Here is a 15,695-nt window from a genome sequence, read left to right as displayed (position 1 = left end):
ATGGATGAAGAAACAGATGGTGTTCTGCAGAACAAGGCAGCTGCCCGCGAGCTCGACGCGATCGACCGAAAAATATTAGGCGTGCTGGTCGAGGATGCAACGATCAGCTACGCCGAACTCGGCGAGCGGGTCTGCCTGTCGCCACCGGCGGCGCATGAGCGGGTGAAGCGGCTGCGGCGTAGCGGCGCCATCCGCGGCACAGCGGTGATCATAGACCCCAAGGCGGTGAAGAAGCCGCTGCTCACCTTCGTGCATATCGATACCAAGGGCTGGGGCAAGACGCCGGAGCTGATGGCCGTTTCCCAATATCCTGAGGTCGAGGAGATCCATTCGGTGGCCGGCGACACCTGCATGCTGCTCAAGGTTCGCACCGAGGACACCAGGGCGCTCGAAGGCCTGCTGGCTCGTCTCTACGAAACGCCCGGCGTTACCTCGACGCGAAGCTATGTCGTGCTGTCGACCTATCTCGAGCGGCCGGTGCAACCGGGGGTCACGACGGAATGGCCGACGCCCCGGCACATGGCAACGCCGCTGTACTAATCTGGGCCATCTTCGTCTTGCCGGAGCCACAACAATCCTTCACAAACGGCACCCTATACTGATGCCAGGCATTGATTTGGGGTGACGAGAGGCGCGGCTTGGAATTCGACCTGAAAACCATCGAGGCGCTGGCCCCCGATCAGGCGTCGCTGAGCGCCGCCTCGAAACTCACCAAGCGTTCGAACTGGCCACGGCTGGAAAAGAACGAGCAGCAGGCCTTGATCTGGGGAGAATGCCAGGGTTCCGGCTCCAACCCCTACCGCACCGTGGTCGACACCGGCGACCACGGCTACAAATGCACCTGCCCGTCGCGAAAATTTCCGTGCAAGCACACGCTGGCGCTGATGTGGATCGCCGCCACCGCGCCGGCCAGCCTCACCGCTGCCGAGTCAACGCCGGAATGGGTGAGCGACTGGCTTGGCCGGCGCCGGAAGACGACGGGCCAGCCGGCCACTGCAACGCCGGGCGCGGGGGCCGGCGCGTCCGGCAAGAGCATCGGTGAGGCCGCGCAGCCGGACGAAGTCACCGCAATCGAGGACGCTGCCGCGGCGGAGCGCCGCGAGGCGGCACAGCGCAAGCGGGCGGAAGACACGCGGACAGCGGTGGCGGGAGCGCTGGACGAACTCGACCAGTGGATTGCCGACCAGCTGCGGCTCGGCCTCTCAGCCTTTGCCGATGCCAGCAGCGAGCGCTGCCGCCGCATTGCCGCGCGGCTGGTCGACATGAAGGCGACCGCGCTTGCCGGGCGCATCGACGAGATTCCGGCGCGGCTGATGGCGCTGCGCAGCGAGGAACGGCCGGATGCAGCTATCCGCGAACTCGGCAAGCTGGTGCTGCTGGCCAAAGCCTGGCGCTCGGCGCCCGATGATCCGGAGCTCAAGCGGATGGTGTCGGCGTCCGAGACCCGCGACCAGGTTCTGGCCAACCCCGATGCAAAACAGGTCGACAGCCATTGGGAAGTCATCGGCGAGAAGATCGAGACTCGCCGCGACGGCCTTGTCAGCCATTCGACCTGGCTGCTCGACCTCAAGTGTCCGACGCCGCAATTTGCGCTGCTGCTCGATTTCTTTCCCGCCTCGGCCGGCCGCCGCTCGGCGGCGTTCACGCCCGGCGACCGCTTCGATGCCCGGCTGGTGTTTTATCCCTCGCGCCAGCCGCTGCGGGCGCTGGTGGCGGAACGCAAGGGCGATGCCGCGTCCGGCGCCTGGCCGGATTTCGGCCTCGGCACCATCAAGGATCCGCTGGCCGCGCATGCATCGCAGCAGGACGCAGCGCCATGGTCGACCGACTGTCCGCTGATGCTGCCGGCCGGCGCCATCCTGCTCGATGATCGCGGCGCGGCCTGGTGGCAAGCGGCGCACGACCCGCAAGGGATCGCCCTGCCGGTTGCCGGAACCGTCGATCAGACCGTGCTTGGCCTCGATCTCGCGGCCACGGCAGCACTTTGGAACGGTGCGCGGCTCGATCTGCTGGCCGCGCAAAGCGGCTTCGGGAGGCTCGACCTGTCATGAACGAGCTCGAGCAGACCGGCCTGGCGACGATGCGCGACTGCTGGATCACCGGCGGGACCACATTCGATCTGGCGCCGGCCGCATGGAAGGAAATCGCCGCCGGCGCAAGCCCGGACGAACGCGAACGGCAACTGCTAGCGATCGCCGCGCAGGCGCTCGACGTCGGCTTGCGGCCGGCGGCGCCGAAGACGCTGAAGCGGCGCCCGCCGCTGCCAAGGCTTGGCCTGCCGCTGCTGCCGGAGCGGTTGCGGCCGCTGTTGCGGGTGGCCCTGAGGAACGCCGCCGATGCGCGACGCAAGACACGTGTGGCGACCCTCGTCGCGAGCCGCGGCTACGTGCTGCATCCGATGGACTGGATGCCGTCGGCATCGGATCAGAACAGCCCTGACGTCTACGCCCCGTGGATCGACTGGCAAGCCAGCGTGGAGGGGCTGAAGATTGTGCCGCAGGAGCAACTGTCGGTGCAGAACTGGGATGACTTTTATCCGGCCGCGCGCCGCACCGCGCTGGCCGAGATGCGTCGCCGCGAGCCGGCCACGGCCCGTAACCTGATCGAAGCGAAGGCGCCCAGCGAACCGGCGGAAGTCCGGCTGGCGCTGATCGAACTCATGCATTTCGGCCTGACGCCTGCGGATGCGCCGTTCCTGAAAAGCCTGGCCACCGACCGCTCCGGCAAGGTGCAGGAACTGGCAGGGCGGCTGCTGGCAAGACTGGGCGAGCATGTCCGGCCGAGCGACGGCGGAGCCGACGATCCCGTTGCCGAACTCGCCGCCTTCATCGCAGAAGCCAAGTCCGGATTCATACGCCGCCGCACCACCTATGCGCCGGCAAAGCTGAAGTCGGCTGCCCAAGAAAGCCGTCGCGTCGACCTGTTTGCAAGCTGTTACCTGGTCGATCTTGTGGCGCGTTTCGGCAAAACGGAGTCTGATTTCGTCGCGGCATGGCAATTCGGTGTCGACGACAGAGCGGATCTGTCGCTCGTTCGGATGGTCGCGGTGTCCGGCGGCGATGCCACGGTGGCGCTGCTGGCGGATACACTTGTCGCGGAGGGCGGCAAGCCGGCGCTTTTCGTCTTCCACCTCATGTTGCGTTTGGACAGCGGCAGGAAGCGTACGCTGATCAGGCAAATCCTGAAGGACGGGCAAAACCTTGAAGCGCTCAACCTGGTCGAAGGCGCCGAAGCAAGCTGGCTGGAATGGGGCGACCTGACAAATGGCAAGGCGCTGTCGGCACTGCGTTCCCAGGTTGCGGGAAACGACGAGCCCGCCAAGCGAAGCGCGGACCACGCGTTGGAAACAATAGGTTTTCTCGCGACCGCGGCGACGGCCGAAAGACTGATCGGCGACATCGTCGCGGCCGGCATGCCGCCGGCGGCGGCTTCGCTCGCTTTCCTGCGCCTTAATGCAGCCCTGATGGGAACCAACACATGACAATCCGGAGAACAGCACCATGAACGCAGCCATCCGTCTCCCCGTCGAGCAGGCCTATGCGTCCGAACTGCAAGCGCAGGCGCGCAATGACGATCGCCAGAAGCCGGCGGGATGGAGCCTCTCGCCAAAGGCCGTACTGACCTATCTGCTCGGCGGCAAGGCCAGCGACGGCACGGTGATTTCGCCGAAATATGTCGGCCGCCGCCGGCTGATGGAAACCGCGGTGGCGACGCTCGCCACCGACCGCGCGCTGCTGTTGCTCGGCGTTCCCGGCACCGCCAAATCCTGGGTGTCGGAACATCTCGCCGCCGCCATCATGGGCAATTCCACGCTGATCGTGCAGTGCACGGCCGGCACCGACGAGAACCAGATTCGCTATGGCTGGAACTATGCCCAGCTTCTGGCCAAGGGGCCGAGCCAGGAAGCGCTGGTGCCGACGCCGCTCTACCGCGCCATGGAGAGCGGCAAGCTCTGTCGGCTGGAAGAGCTGACGCGCATGGGCTCCGACGTGCAGGACACGCTGATCACCGTGCTGTCGGAAAAGATGATGCCGATTCCGGAGTTGAACACCTCGCTCTATGCCCAGCGCGGCTTCAACATCATCGCCACTGCCAACAACCGCGACAAGGGCGTCAACGAGCTGTCCTCGGCGCTCAAGCGCCGCTTCAACGTCGTAGTGCTGCCGCTGCCCGAAGACATGGCCGAAGAGGTGGCGATCGTTTCCAAACGCGTCGACGAGATGGCCGGCGGGCTCGACCTGCCGGTGCCGAAAAATGTCGGCGAGGAGATCGCCCGCGTGCTGACCATTTTCCGCGAATTGCGCTCGGGCGCGACCGCCGACGGCAAGGTGACGCTGAAGACGCCTTCGGGTTCGCTGTCGACCGCCGAGGCGATCGCCACCATGGTCGGCGGCCTCAGCCAGGCGGCATGGTTCGACAGCGGCAAGCTCGGCGCCGAAGGCCTTGCCGCCAGCCTCGTCGGCGCCATCATCAAGGATCCGGTGCAGGACAAGGTGGTGCTGGAGGAATATCTCGAAACGGTGCTCAAGAAGCGGCCAGACTATGCCGGCTATTATGCGGCGCTGAACGCAGCGATCTGACGCCATGGGGCTGAAGACGTCGCCTATTTCGGCATCCGCCATCACGGGCCGGGCTCCGCCGCCAGCCTAGTGCAGGCGTTGCGCGACTTGCAGCCGGTTGCCGTGCTGATCGAGGGGCCGAGCGACGCTTCCGCCTTGCTGCCGCTGCTGGCGCGCCCGGAAATGCAGCCGCCGGTGGCGCTGCTTTGCTATCCCGAGGACGATCCGGCCGCGACAAGTTTCTGGCCGTTCGCCGAGTTTTCGCCGGAATACCAGGCGGCGGTGTGGGCGGTGGAGAACAAGGCGGCGCTGCGCTTCATCGACCTGCCGTCATCGGCGCGGTTCACCGCACGAGCGGCGGACGGTGCGGACGAGACGGATGGCTCTGACGAAACCGAGCCCAAGGATGAAGCCGGTGAGGATGGCGAGACCGCTTCGCATCGCGACCCGATCGGCACGCTGGCTGAGGCCGCCGGCTATGAGGATGGCGAAAGCTGGTGGGCCGACATCATCGAACAGAACCCGCAACCGGGTCCGATCTTCGCGGCCATCGCCGACGCGATGACGACGCTGCGCGACGGCGAAGGCACGATCGCGCCGTTCGAGGCCAAGCGTGAAGCGCATATGCGACTGGAAATCGCGGCTGCGCGCAAGGAGTTCGACGGACCGATCGCCGTCGTCTGCGGCGCATGGCACTTGCCGGCCTTGCAGGCCGCACACGCGCAGAAGAACGATCAGGCCCTCATAAAGGGGATTGCCCGGCGCAAGAGCACCATGACATGGGCGCCATGGACGGGACCGCGCCTGGCGTTGGGCTATGGCTACGGCGCCGGGGTCGTCGCGCCGGGCTGGTGCAAGCATTTGTGGCGTACGCGCGGTCGGCGCGATGCCGCGACGCTGTGGCTGGCGATGATCGCGGCGGTGCTGCGGGCGAAGGGTCATCTGGTCTCGACGGCGTCGCTGATCGAAGCCGAGCGGCTTGCCCGCACGCTCGCCGCCATTCGCGAGCGGCCGAAACCCGGCTTCGAGGAATTGCGCGACGCGGCGATCGCGGCGCTGTTCAATGGCGAAGCGCTGTTGTGGGCGCTGGTCGAGGCCGAGCTGCTTTTGGGTGCGGATGTCGGCGAGATTCCGCCCGACACGCCGCTGGCGCCGCTGATCGAAGATCTGCAGCGCAACCAGAAGGCGGCGCGGCTGAAGCCGGAGGCGCTGGAGCGCGAACTGTCCGTCGACCTGCGCAGCGAAAGCGGCCTGTTTCGCTCGACATTGCTGCACCGGCTGAATGTGCTCGGTGTGCAGTGGGGCAAACTGGCGGATGCCGGACGCAGCCGTGGCACGTTTCGCGAAAAATGGACACTGGCCTGGGAGCCGGAATATGCCGTGCGCCTGGTCGAGAACCTGGTCTATGGCCCGACCATCGAAAAGGCCGCCAATGGCCGCCTGACCCAGATGCTCGGCGCCGCCGCCAGCCTCGACACGCTTGCAGCACTTGTCCAGAGTGCCATCACGGCTGACCTGTCCGAGGCCTCGAGCGCCGGCCTTGCGGCCTTGGAGGCTCGGGCGGCGCACAGCAGCGAATGCCTGGAGATCCTGGCCTCGGTGCCACCGCTCGCCGACATCATCCGCTACGGCGAGGCGCGCAAGACTGAAACCAACCGGCTTTCCGGTTTGTTGGAACGGCTGATTGTCGAAGGCGCAATCGCGCTGCCCTATGCGGTGCGCGACCTGGACGAACAGGCAGCCGCGACGTTGGTTGGCGCGGTGCGCAAGGCCGACGCGGCGATCCGTCTGGTCGAGCCCGGCGAAGGTGTGCTCGACGCCTGGCGCAACGGGCTGACCGGCGTGCTGGAAGGGCAGCGCTCGACGGCGCTGCTCGCCGGCTGCGCCGCGCATCTGCTCTACGAAGCCGGCCAGCTGTCGGCCGAGGACGCTGCCGGACTGCTCGGGCGCAGACTGTCGCCGGGAACACTGGTTGCACAGGCGGCGGGGTTCTTCGAAGGCTTCTTCAGCACCGCCGGTCAGCGGCTGATCTATGATGAGGGTCTGCGCGGCGCGGTCGATGCGTGGCTCAAATCCCTCGACGAGGACGCCTTCATCGCACATCTGCCGCTGCTGCGCCGTGTCTTCTCCAATCTGGACTCGATGGAACGCCGGCGGCTGATTGAGGCCGTGCTCGGCCGCGCCCAGCGCCTGCCCGCCGGGCTTATGCCCGCGCCGGATGGCGGCGAGGCCTGGCGCCGGCACCTGGAGAAGCTTGGGCCCTTGCTGGCGGGCGGAGTATGACGATGGACGACGAAACAGACGCGGAAGGCTCGGCCACAGCACCCGCCGACGGCGGGCGCGAGCGGCGCTGGCGGCTGGCGATCGGCGCCGATGACGAGGCCTCCTCAGCCCTTTCCAGCGACGACAAAAAGCTGTCGTCGGCGCTCGATGCGCTTTACGGCGCCAATGCCGATGCCGATGCCGATCCGCGCAAGCGGCGCGGCGGGCTTGGCCGCTCGGCGCCGCGCGTGGCGCAATGGATGGGCGATATCAGATCGTTCTTTCCGGCGCAGGTCGTCCAGATCGTGCAGAAGGATGCCTTCGAACGGCTGAACCTGAAGCAGATGCTGATGGAGCCGGAATTCCTCAAAGCGATCGAGGCCGACGTCAATCTGGTTGCCGACCTGATTTCGCTGCGATCGGTGATGCCGGCCAAGACCAAGGACATTGCCCGCACCATCATCGCCGATATCGTCGCCAAGCTGATGCAGCGACTGGAGCAGAAGACCGCCGAAGCGATCCGCGGCGCGCTCGACCGCTCGCGGCGCACCAACCGCCCGCGCCAGCGCGACATCGACTGGCCGCGCACCATCTCGGCCAATCTTCGCCACTACCAACCCGAGCACAAAACCATCGTGCCGGAAAAGCTGGTCGGCTTCATGCGCAAGCAGYGCCGGCTGGTCGATCTCGACGAGGTGGTGCTGTGCGTCGACCAGTCCGGCTCGATGGCGAGCTCGGTGATCTACGCCTCGATCTTCGCGGCGGTGATGGCCTCGCTGCCGGTCGTGCGCACAAAGCTGGTCTGTTTCGACACGGCCATCGTCGACCTGACCGAGGAACTCAGCGACCCCGTCGAAGTGCTGTTCGGCGTGCAACTTGGCGGCGGCACCGACATCAACCAGGCGGTTGCTTATTGCGCCGACCGCATCGAGCGGCCGACCAAGTCCCACTTCGTGCTGATCACCGACCTCTATGAGGGCGGCAACGGCCAGGAATTGCTGCGGCGGTTGGCGGCGCTGGTCCGATCCGGCGTCAATGTCGTGGTGCTTCTGGCGCTGACCGATCAGGGCCGGCCGGGCTACGATCCGGCAATGTCGGCCTCGGTCGCGGCCCTTGGCATTCCGGTCTTTGCCTGCACGCCCGACCTGTTTCCCGACATGATGGCGGCGGCCCTGCGGCGCGAGGATATCGGCGCCTGGGCGGCGGGCGCCGATATCAAGCTGATCCGCGCCGAGGCGGATACACCGCAGCAATAGGCCGGCGAAGGCTCGCCGCTAGGCCTATTCAAACGAATAGGCAAAGCCGTCGGCGGAAGCACTGACGGTCACCTTGGTCATCTTTTCGCCGTCGAGCGACCGGTTCAGCACGCCGCGGCTGAGTTCCGGCAGCAGCGTGTTGGTCAGGATGGCGTCGATCATGCGGCCGCCAGACTCGATCTCGGTGCAGCGCGCCTTGACCAGATCCATGACACCGTCGCCGATGACCAGTTCGGCGTCGTGGCTGGCGCGCAGGCGCCGCGCGATCTTGGCGAACTGGTGACGGGTAATGGCCTCGATCATCGAATCCGAAAGCGGGTAGTAGGGAATGGTCACCACGCGGCCGAGGAAGGCCGCAGGAAAGACTTTCAGCAGCGGGCCGCGCAGCGCCGTGTCGAGGTCGTCGAGCCCGGCGCGCACGGTCCCATTTTTGGTGCGATCCATGATGACTTCCGAGCCGACATTCGACGTCAGCAGGATCAGCGTGTTCTTGAAGTCGATGCGCCTGCCCTCGCTGTCGTCCATCATCCCCTTGTCGAAAACCTGGAAGAAAATCTCGTGCACGTCGGGATGCGCCTTCTCGACCTCGTCGAGCAGGATCACGGAATAGGGTTTGCGGCGCACCGCCTCGGTCAGGATGCCGCCCTTGCCGTAGCCGACATATCCGGGCGGCGCACCTTTCAGCGTCGAGACCGTATGGGCTTCCTGGAACTCGGACATGTTGATCGAGATCAGGTTCTGCTCGCCGCCGTACAGCGTTTCGGCCAGCGCCAGTGCGGTCTCTGTCTTGCCGACGCCGGACGGGCCGCAGAGCAGGAACACGCCGACCGGCTTTTCCGGGGCGCCAAGCCCGGCGCGGCTGGTCTGCACGCGCTTGGCGATCATCTCCATGGCGTGATCCTGGCCGACGACGCGTTCGGAGAGGGTGGCGGCGAGCCGTAGCGCCTTTTCGGTCTGGCTCGACAGCATCCGCCCGGTCGGAATGCCGGTCCAGTCCTGAACCACGGCCGCGACCACGTTGCGGTCGACCGACGGCAGGATCAGCGGCGTCTCGCCTTGCGCCTCGGCGAGTTCGGCCATCAGTTCGCGCAGCCGCGCGAGATCGGCCACCGGATCGGCTGGAGGAGGTTCGGCGGCCGCAGGCGCCTCGGCGTCGGCCTTGGCTTTGGCCGCCTTGGTCTTGGCCGTCTCAGCCTTGGGCGGCTCCGTCTTGGGCACCTTGGTCTTTTCTTCGTCCGCCGCTGCCGTTTCGGCATCGGCCTCCGGCGCCGCCACCGCCACCGCATCGAGCGGCACGCCCTCGCCGCGCAGCCTGGCGCGCAATTCGAGGATTTCGGCGACCAGCGCCTTTTCCCGCTCCCAGCGCCCCTGCGCGGCGGCAAGCGTGAGCTCGGTTTCGGCAAGCCCGGTCTCGACCCGTGCCTGCCGGTCGGTCACGTCGATGCCGATCGCCGCCTCGCGGCCGATGATGCCCTGCTCGACCTCCAGCGCCTGACGGCGGCGCAAAATGTCCTCGACCTCGGCCGGCGTGGCATGCTGCGATATCGCGACCCTGGCGCAAGCGGTGTCGAGAAGGCTCACCGCCTTATCGGGCAATTGCCGTGCCGGGATGTAGCGATGCGAAAGGCCCACCGCCGCCTCGATCGCCTCATCGAGTATCTGCACCTTGTGGTGCTGCTCCAGTACGCCGGCGACGCCGCGCAGCATGAGAACGGCCACCGCTTCCGACGGCTCGTCGATCTTGACCACCTGGAAACGACGGGTGAGCGCCGGGTCCTTCTCGATATACTGCTTGTACTCGGCCCAGGTGGTTGCCGCGATGGTGCGCAGTTCGCCGCGTGCCAGCGCCGGTTTCAAAAGATTGGCGGCGTCGCCGGTTCCGGCCGCACCGCCGGCGCCGATCAAGGTGTGGGCTTCGTCGATAAACAGGATGACCGGCGTTTCGGAGGATTGAACCTCATCGATGACCGCCTTCAGCCGCTTTTCGAACTCGCCCTTGACGCTGGCGCCCGCCTGCATCAGGCCGACATCGAGCATGCGCACGCTGATGCCTTGCAGCGTCGGCGGCACATCGCCCTGGGCGATGCGCAAGGCAAAGCCCTCGACCACTGCGGTCTTGCCCACACCGGCCTCGCCGGTCAGGATCGGGTTGTTCTGCCGGCGCCGCATCAGGATATCGATGATCTGCCGTATCTCCGGATCGCGGCCGACGACCGGATCGATCTTGCCGTCGCGGGCGCGCTGGGTCAGGTCGGTGGCATATTTCGCCAATGCCGAATCCCCGCCAGGAGCGCGCCGCGGCGCTTCAGCGGCGGGAACCGCACTGGTGGAGGCGCCCCCTTCCAGCGAGCCTTCCACCACCTCCGCGAACCGCGCGATGACAGCATCGGCATCGATCTTGTCGAACTCGCCGCTGATCTTCGACACCAGGCCTTCCAGAACCGGCGTCTTCAGACAGGCAAGCAAAACATGGGCGCTGCGGACTTCCTCGACGCCAAATTCCAGCGTCGCCAGGTTCCAGGCTTCCTGGATGGCATGGAAGATATGATCGGAGAATTCCTCGATCGAGGTGGCGCCATAAGGCAGCTTGTCGACGGCGCGGGTCATGTCGGCGGTAAGCCGGCTGGCATCCATTCCGGCATCGGCGAGCATCATCTGCACATCTGAGCGATCCGAGAGCACCAGCTGTTCGATGAAGTGGACGAGTTCGACGTAAGGATTGCCGCGCAATTTGGCGGCATCGGCCGCGGCCTTGAAGGCGCGCACACAGACGGGATTGAGCTTGCCGACCAGTTCCTTGCGTTTGAAACTCTGCGATGACCGGCGCTGTTCCATCGAACGTGCTCCTGCAATCTGCCTGCCGATAGCCTGCCACATAAGCGGTCACTTGACAAAGCGCGTGATTCAGCCGGTTTCTTCCGTTTGTGGAAAGTCCCGCACCCCTGACTGCAAACAACCACGGAATTGCTCGCCTCTATGCGAGGCATTTCACATACAGGGTTCGGCAATCAGGCCACGGGTTTTGGCACTCAAGATACGGTCGCGTCAGCTTCCGTTAATGTTTTGGGCAGTCGCTGAATTGTGGTAAAGTGCAACGGTGTGATAACGTTGGGTCACATACGGTTTCAGGGCCGGTCGCTGGGGGTAAAGTGTGATTGATCTCGCACTCTGGCTTAATCCGCTCGACGGTGAAAACCCGTCAGGGGCGGACTTGCGCAACGATCCGGCCTTTCATGAGCTGGAGCGCCTCACCGAGCCGCAGATCAAGGTCGTCCATGACGGCCGCAACAAGCCCGCAGCGCAATCGACGGTTCCGGTCGACTGGCCTGCCGTGCTTGGCAAGGCCGAGGAGTTGCGTTCGCATGGCCGCGACCTGCGCCTGCTTGTCATCGTCACCCGCGCGCTGGCCAATGAGCAAGGGCTGGCCGGGCTCGCCCAGGGCCTGACCCTTATTGCGCAGACCTTCGATGCGCATTGGGAAACCATGCACCCGGCATTGCGGCCCAGCACCGCGCCACGCGACGCCGCCTTGCGCCGCATCAACGCGCTGCTCGACCTGCAGAATGGCCAGGACGGGTTGCTGGCAAACCTGCGGCAAATGACATTCTTTTCGCCGCGCACGGTCGGACCGATCAGCGGGCGCGACCTGGAACAAGGCGCGCTCGACGACCGCGTCATGCTGCAGGAAGCAGCTTCGGGATTGAACAATGCCGAAAAGGCAGCGCTGGTCGCCGCGCACGGGCAGCTTTTGAACCGGGTGCGCAGCGGCTGCGCGGCGCAGGCGGACCAGGCCAGCGCCGAGATGACGTCGCTGATTGCCGACGCCCAGGCCGCGATCGCGGCGCTCGATGCGGTCGACACAGCGCTCAATGTTCGCCTGGACGGCAGTGGCAGCGCCGTTCCGGAATTAAAGCGGTTTCTGCAGCGTTTGCTGACGACCCTCGAACGGTATTCGGCAGCGGAGACAGTGACGAATGGCGCAGCCAAGCCAGTGCCCGCCCCGGCGGATCCGGGACCGCCGGTCCGAAACGGTCATGGAGCCGAGACAATGGCAAGTTACGCGGAACCGAGTGCGGGGCTCCCCGACGCGATTTCCTCGCGCGACGACGTGGTGAAATGCCTCGACCTTGTCGTCGCCTTCTACGACCGCACCGAGCCGTCGAGCCCGATCCCGCATCTAGCCCGCCGGGTGCGCCGGATGGTGCACATGGATTTCGTTGAACTGATGGAAGATCTCGCCCCGTCGGGGCTGAAGGAATTCCGGCTGCTCGCCGGCGTTCCCGATGCCAAGAAGACCGCCCAGAAGGATGAAAGGTAGCAACACATGCCAGCCGAAAGCAAAGCAAAGGTCATCGAGCGAAATCGCGCACCGCGTGTGCAGATCGCCTACGATGTCGAAACCTACGGCAGCCCGACGACGATCGAACTGCCGTTCGTCATGGGCGTGATGGCCGACCTGTCGGGCGCATCGCAGACCAGGGAAGCGTCGAAGACGGTTCTGGACCGCTCCTTCGTCGAGACAGACGCCAACCGCTTCCCCAAATTCATGGAGGCGCTCGGGCCGCGCGTCAAAGCCCGCGTCAAGAACACGCTGCCGCAGGCCGAGGGCGCCGAGCGGGACGAAGAACTGGCGCTTGATCTGACCTTCACCAAGATGGGCGATTTCGCACCCGACAAGATCGCCGAACAGGTTCCGCAACTGGCCGAGATCCTCAAGATGCGGCGCCAGCTGGAAGAATTGCTCGGCTTCATGGACGGCCGCGTCGATGCCGAAAAGCGCATCGCCCAGTTGCTGAACAACCAGCCGCTGCTCGGCCAGATCGCCAGCCAGGCGCTGGCCGACGACAAGGGTGAGGAATAGACCATGGCCGAACAGCAAAAGACCGCAGCAGCCGTCGGCGAGGCCGAAGCCGTCGACCTCGGTGAATTCAGCCAACTGCTGGAGAAGGACTTCAAGGTCAAGAAGGACGACAGCGAGAAGCTGCAGCAACTGGTGCGCAATCTAGCACTGGCGGCACAGTCGCGCTCCGAGACGACGACCATTTCGTCCAACTCGATCAAGTCGATCAAGTCGCTGATCGCAGGCATCGACAAGATGCTGACGACCCAGGTCAACGAGATCATGCACGCGCCGGAAGTGCGCGAGATGGAAGGCACATGGCGCGGCCTGTGGTATCTCGTCAACAACACCGAGACGGATCAGAAGCTGAAGATCCGGGTGATGAACATTTCCAAGGAGCAGCTGGCCGATACGCTCGAAGACTATGAAGGCCAGATGTGGGACCAGAGCCCAATCTTCAAAAAGGTCTACACCGATGAATATTCGATGCTCGGCGGCGAACCGATCGGCTGCGTGATCGGCGCCTACGAATTCTCGAACCACCCGCGCGACGTCGGCCTGCTGCGCAACATCTCGGGCATCTGCGCCTCGGCGCATACGCCGTTCATCGCGGCCGCCTCGCCACGCCTGTTCCGCATGGACAGCTGGCAGGAACTGCCCAACCCGCAAGACCTGCAGCAGATCGTCTCCAACCCGGCCTATGCTTCGTGGCAGTCGCTGCGCGAGAGCGAGGACGCGCGCTATATCGGCCTGACCATGCCGCGCGTTCTGGCGCGGTTGCCCTATGGCGCGGATACGGTCCCGGTGAAGGGCTTCTCCTTCGAGGAAGAAGTGCAGGGCGATCACCACAAATACGTCTGGATGAATGCCGCCTTCCCGATGGGCGTCAACATCAACCGCAGCCACAAGCTCTATGGCTGGGGCACCCAGATCCGCGGCGTCGAGAATGGCGGCACGGTTCTCAACCTGCCGGTGCACAGCTTCCCGACCGATGACGGGTCGATCGCGATGAAATGTCCGACCGAAGTCGCCATCGACGACCGGCGCGAGGCGGAATTGGCCAAGCTTGGCCTGATGCCCATCCTGCATCGCAAGAACACCGATCTCGCGGCCTTCATCGGCGCCCATTCGCTGCAGGATGATGAGACGCGGGCGGGACGGCTGGTCGATCCCGATGCCCAGTCCAACGAGCGGCTGAGCGCCAACCTGCCCTATCTGTTCCCGGTCTCGCGCTTCGCGCATTACCTAAAGGCGATTGCGCGCGACAAGGTCGGCTCGTTCAAGGAGCGGTCCGACATGCAGATCTGGCTGACCGAGTGGATCAACCGCTACGTGCTGGCCAACCCGGCCTTCGCCGACGACAAGGCGCGCGCCAAGCGCCCGCTTGCCGCCGCCGAGGTGCAGGTGGACAGCGTGGAAGGCCGGCCAGGCTACTACAATGCCCGCTTCTACCTGCGTCCGCATTACCAGCTGGAAGGCATCAACGCCTCGCTCCGGCTGGTGTCGGAACTACCGTCCGTGAAGACTTGATTTGCAGAAATGACAGTTGGTTTTTTTGAAAGCGGTGGAGAAAGACAATGCCTGTAAAGATTGATGGTTTTCTGAAGGTTCCGGATATCAAAGGTCCCAGCACTCGCGACGGCCATGAAGACGAGATCGAAATCCATGGCGTCGACTACAAGATGGTCGCACCCTATGACCCGAATTCGCTCTCACGCCGTGGCCGCGTGTCCATGGGCATGATCAAATTCATCAAGCATTACGACAAATCCTCGCCCTATCTGAAAAAGGCCCTGTTCGAAAACAAGGCCCTGGACGAGGTGGTGTTCTCGGCGCGCCGGACCATCGATGGCGAAACCAGCGACTATCTGGTCGTCACGCTGACCGACGCCTCGGTCATGGAATACGACATGTCGCAGGCCGAGGATGAGGAAGACCTGATCCAGGAAGAAGTCAGCTTCGCCTACAAGAAGATCAAGTTCGTCTATGACGGCAACGATGAAGCCGAAATGGATGTCTATGTCGGCAAGTGAGACGCGAGCAAAGCGTCCCGGCACGGAAAGACCCCAGGCCGGCGGCAGTTCACGGGCCAAGAGCGAGGCGGTCCAGCCTTCCCTTTGGGATCGCCTCGTCAACGACCTGCCCGGCCTGAGCTCGGAGATAGACGGGCTCAAGCGGGCCTTGCAGGAGGAGCTTGGCGAAGAGCGTCTGGAAGAGCTTCTAGCGGACGGTTCGCGGCTGATCGACGCCGATGCCGCGCTGAGCCCCGATCAGAAACGACGGGTGCATCGGCTGGTGTTTCAAAACCGGCACCGCGGCGAGCTTGAAAGCCGCGGCATCGTGGTTTCGGCCAGCGTGCTGCGCGAGGCGGTGCGGCGCGACATCGAGGCGCTGTTCAACACCGAGCGCTTCGAAGCCATGCCGCTGCTGTCCGACCTTGAAAGCGAGCAGATCGGGGACAATCCTCCATCGCTCGCCGATTTTCCGGAGGTACGCCGCAGCGTGGTCAATTATGGCGTGCCGTCCTTCTCGGGCCGTTCATCGCGCGACTTCGATCGCGAGACGCTGGCGCGCGAGATCCGCGCCGTGCTTGCCACGTTCGAGCCGCGTCTCAAGGAGAGCGAGACCAAGGTCACGGTGAACCTTGGCGACAAATTGGGCCTCAAGATCGAGATCGACGCCGTGCTGATCATGACGCCGACACCGGAACGCATGCGCCTGCGTACCATGATCAATCTCGACAACGGCATGGCGCGAACCGAGTTCAGGGAAGCCTGA

12 protein-coding genes are annotated in these 15,695 nt (G+C 64.9%); 11 read left to right on the top strand and 1 reads right to left on the bottom strand.

Going from position 1 to position 15,695, the window contains the following annotated elements; translation table 11 throughout:
* The 6 genes from AC1DVW_RS20660 (at nucleotide 1) to AC1DVW_RS20635 (ending at nucleotide 8,077) form a co-directional block, all read left to right on the top strand.
* Nucleotides 1-540 (top strand): Lrp/AsnC family transcriptional regulator, encoded by a 540-nt coding sequence (locus AC1DVW_RS20660; protein WP_477237297.1) that lies wholly within the window; start codon nucleotides 1-3, stop codon nucleotides 538-540.
* A gap of 98 nt (nucleotides 541-638) precedes the next feature.
* Nucleotides 639-2,051 carry an SWIM zinc finger family protein gene (locus AC1DVW_RS20655; protein WP_477325497.1) on the top strand — a complete coding sequence of 471 codons (1,413 nt, stop codon included), beginning with the start codon at nucleotides 639-641 and terminating at the stop codon, nucleotides 2,049-2,051.
* Nucleotides 2,048-3,481 carry a DUF5691 domain-containing protein gene (locus AC1DVW_RS20650; protein ID WP_477325714.1) on the top strand — a complete coding sequence of 478 codons (1,434 nt, stop codon included), beginning with the start codon at nucleotides 2,048-2,050 and terminating at the stop codon, nucleotides 3,479-3,481. Before AC1DVW_RS20655 ends, AC1DVW_RS20650 begins: the two co-directional genes overlap by 4 nt.
* A gap of 19 nt (nucleotides 3,482-3,500) precedes the next feature.
* Nucleotides 3,501-4,580, top strand: coding sequence for an ATP-binding protein (locus AC1DVW_RS20645; RefSeq protein WP_477325495.1), 1,080 nt, complete (start codon nucleotides 3,501-3,503; stop codon nucleotides 4,578-4,580).
* A gap of 33 nt (nucleotides 4,581-4,613) precedes the next feature.
* A complete protein-coding gene (locus tag AC1DVW_RS20640; protein ID WP_477325712.1) occupies nucleotides 4,614-6,842 on the top strand; it encodes a DUF5682 family protein in 2,229 nt (742 codons plus the stop codon).
* A gap of 2 nt (nucleotides 6,843-6,844) precedes the next feature.
* Nucleotides 6,845-8,077, top strand: coding sequence for a VWA domain-containing protein (locus tag AC1DVW_RS20635; RefSeq protein WP_477325493.1), 1,233 nt, complete (start codon nucleotides 6,845-6,847; stop codon nucleotides 8,075-8,077).
* A 24-nt stretch (nucleotides 8,078-8,101) separates the two neighbouring features.
* Here the strand turns inward: AC1DVW_RS20635 and tssH are convergent, their stop codons facing one another.
* Nucleotides 8,102-10,912, bottom strand: a complete 2,811-nt coding sequence (gene tssH / locus AC1DVW_RS20630) for a type VI secretion system ATPase TssH (RefSeq protein ID WP_477325491.1) — start codon at nucleotides 10,910-10,912, stop codon at nucleotides 8,102-8,104.
* A 316-nt stretch (nucleotides 10,913-11,228) separates the two neighbouring features.
* On the opposite strand from tssH, the gene tssA reads away from it, so the two are divergent.
* From tssA to tssE, 5 genes are read left to right on the top strand one after another with little or no spacing between them, the layout of a single operon-like run.
* The gene (gene tssA / locus AC1DVW_RS20625) at nucleotides 11,229-12,395 is read left to right on the top strand and encodes a type VI secretion system protein TssA (protein ID WP_477325489.1); all 1,167 of its coding nucleotides are present in this window, start codon (nucleotides 11,229-11,231) and stop codon (nucleotides 12,393-12,395) included.
* A gap of 6 nt (nucleotides 12,396-12,401) precedes the next feature.
* Nucleotides 12,402-12,938 carry a type VI secretion system contractile sheath small subunit gene (gene tssB, locus AC1DVW_RS20620; RefSeq protein ID WP_477325487.1) on the top strand — a complete coding sequence of 179 codons (537 nt, stop codon included), beginning with the start codon at nucleotides 12,402-12,404 and terminating at the stop codon, nucleotides 12,936-12,938.
* Nucleotides 12,939-12,941: 3 nt separating this feature from the next.
* Nucleotides 12,942-14,447 carry a type VI secretion system contractile sheath large subunit gene (gene tssC / locus AC1DVW_RS20615; protein ID WP_477325485.1) on the top strand — a complete coding sequence of 502 codons (1,506 nt, stop codon included), beginning with the start codon at nucleotides 12,942-12,944 and terminating at the stop codon, nucleotides 14,445-14,447.
* 47 nt (nucleotides 14,448-14,494) lie between these two features.
* Nucleotides 14,495-14,950: an Hcp family type VI secretion system effector gene (locus tag AC1DVW_RS20610; protein WP_477325483.1), complete on the top strand. Its 456-nt coding sequence runs from the start codon at nucleotides 14,495-14,497 to the stop codon at nucleotides 14,948-14,950.
* A complete protein-coding gene (gene tssE / locus AC1DVW_RS20605) occupies nucleotides 14,937-15,695 on the top strand; it encodes a type VI secretion system baseplate subunit TssE (RefSeq protein WP_477325710.1) in 759 nt (252 codons plus the stop codon). Before AC1DVW_RS20610 ends, tssE begins: the two co-directional genes overlap by 14 nt.

It is taken from the genome of Mesorhizobium sp. P3_B5 (genome assembly GCF_056402815.1).
The sequence above is the reverse complement of the archived record's forward strand: the minus strand, read 5'-3'. Positions and strand labels throughout refer to the sequence as shown.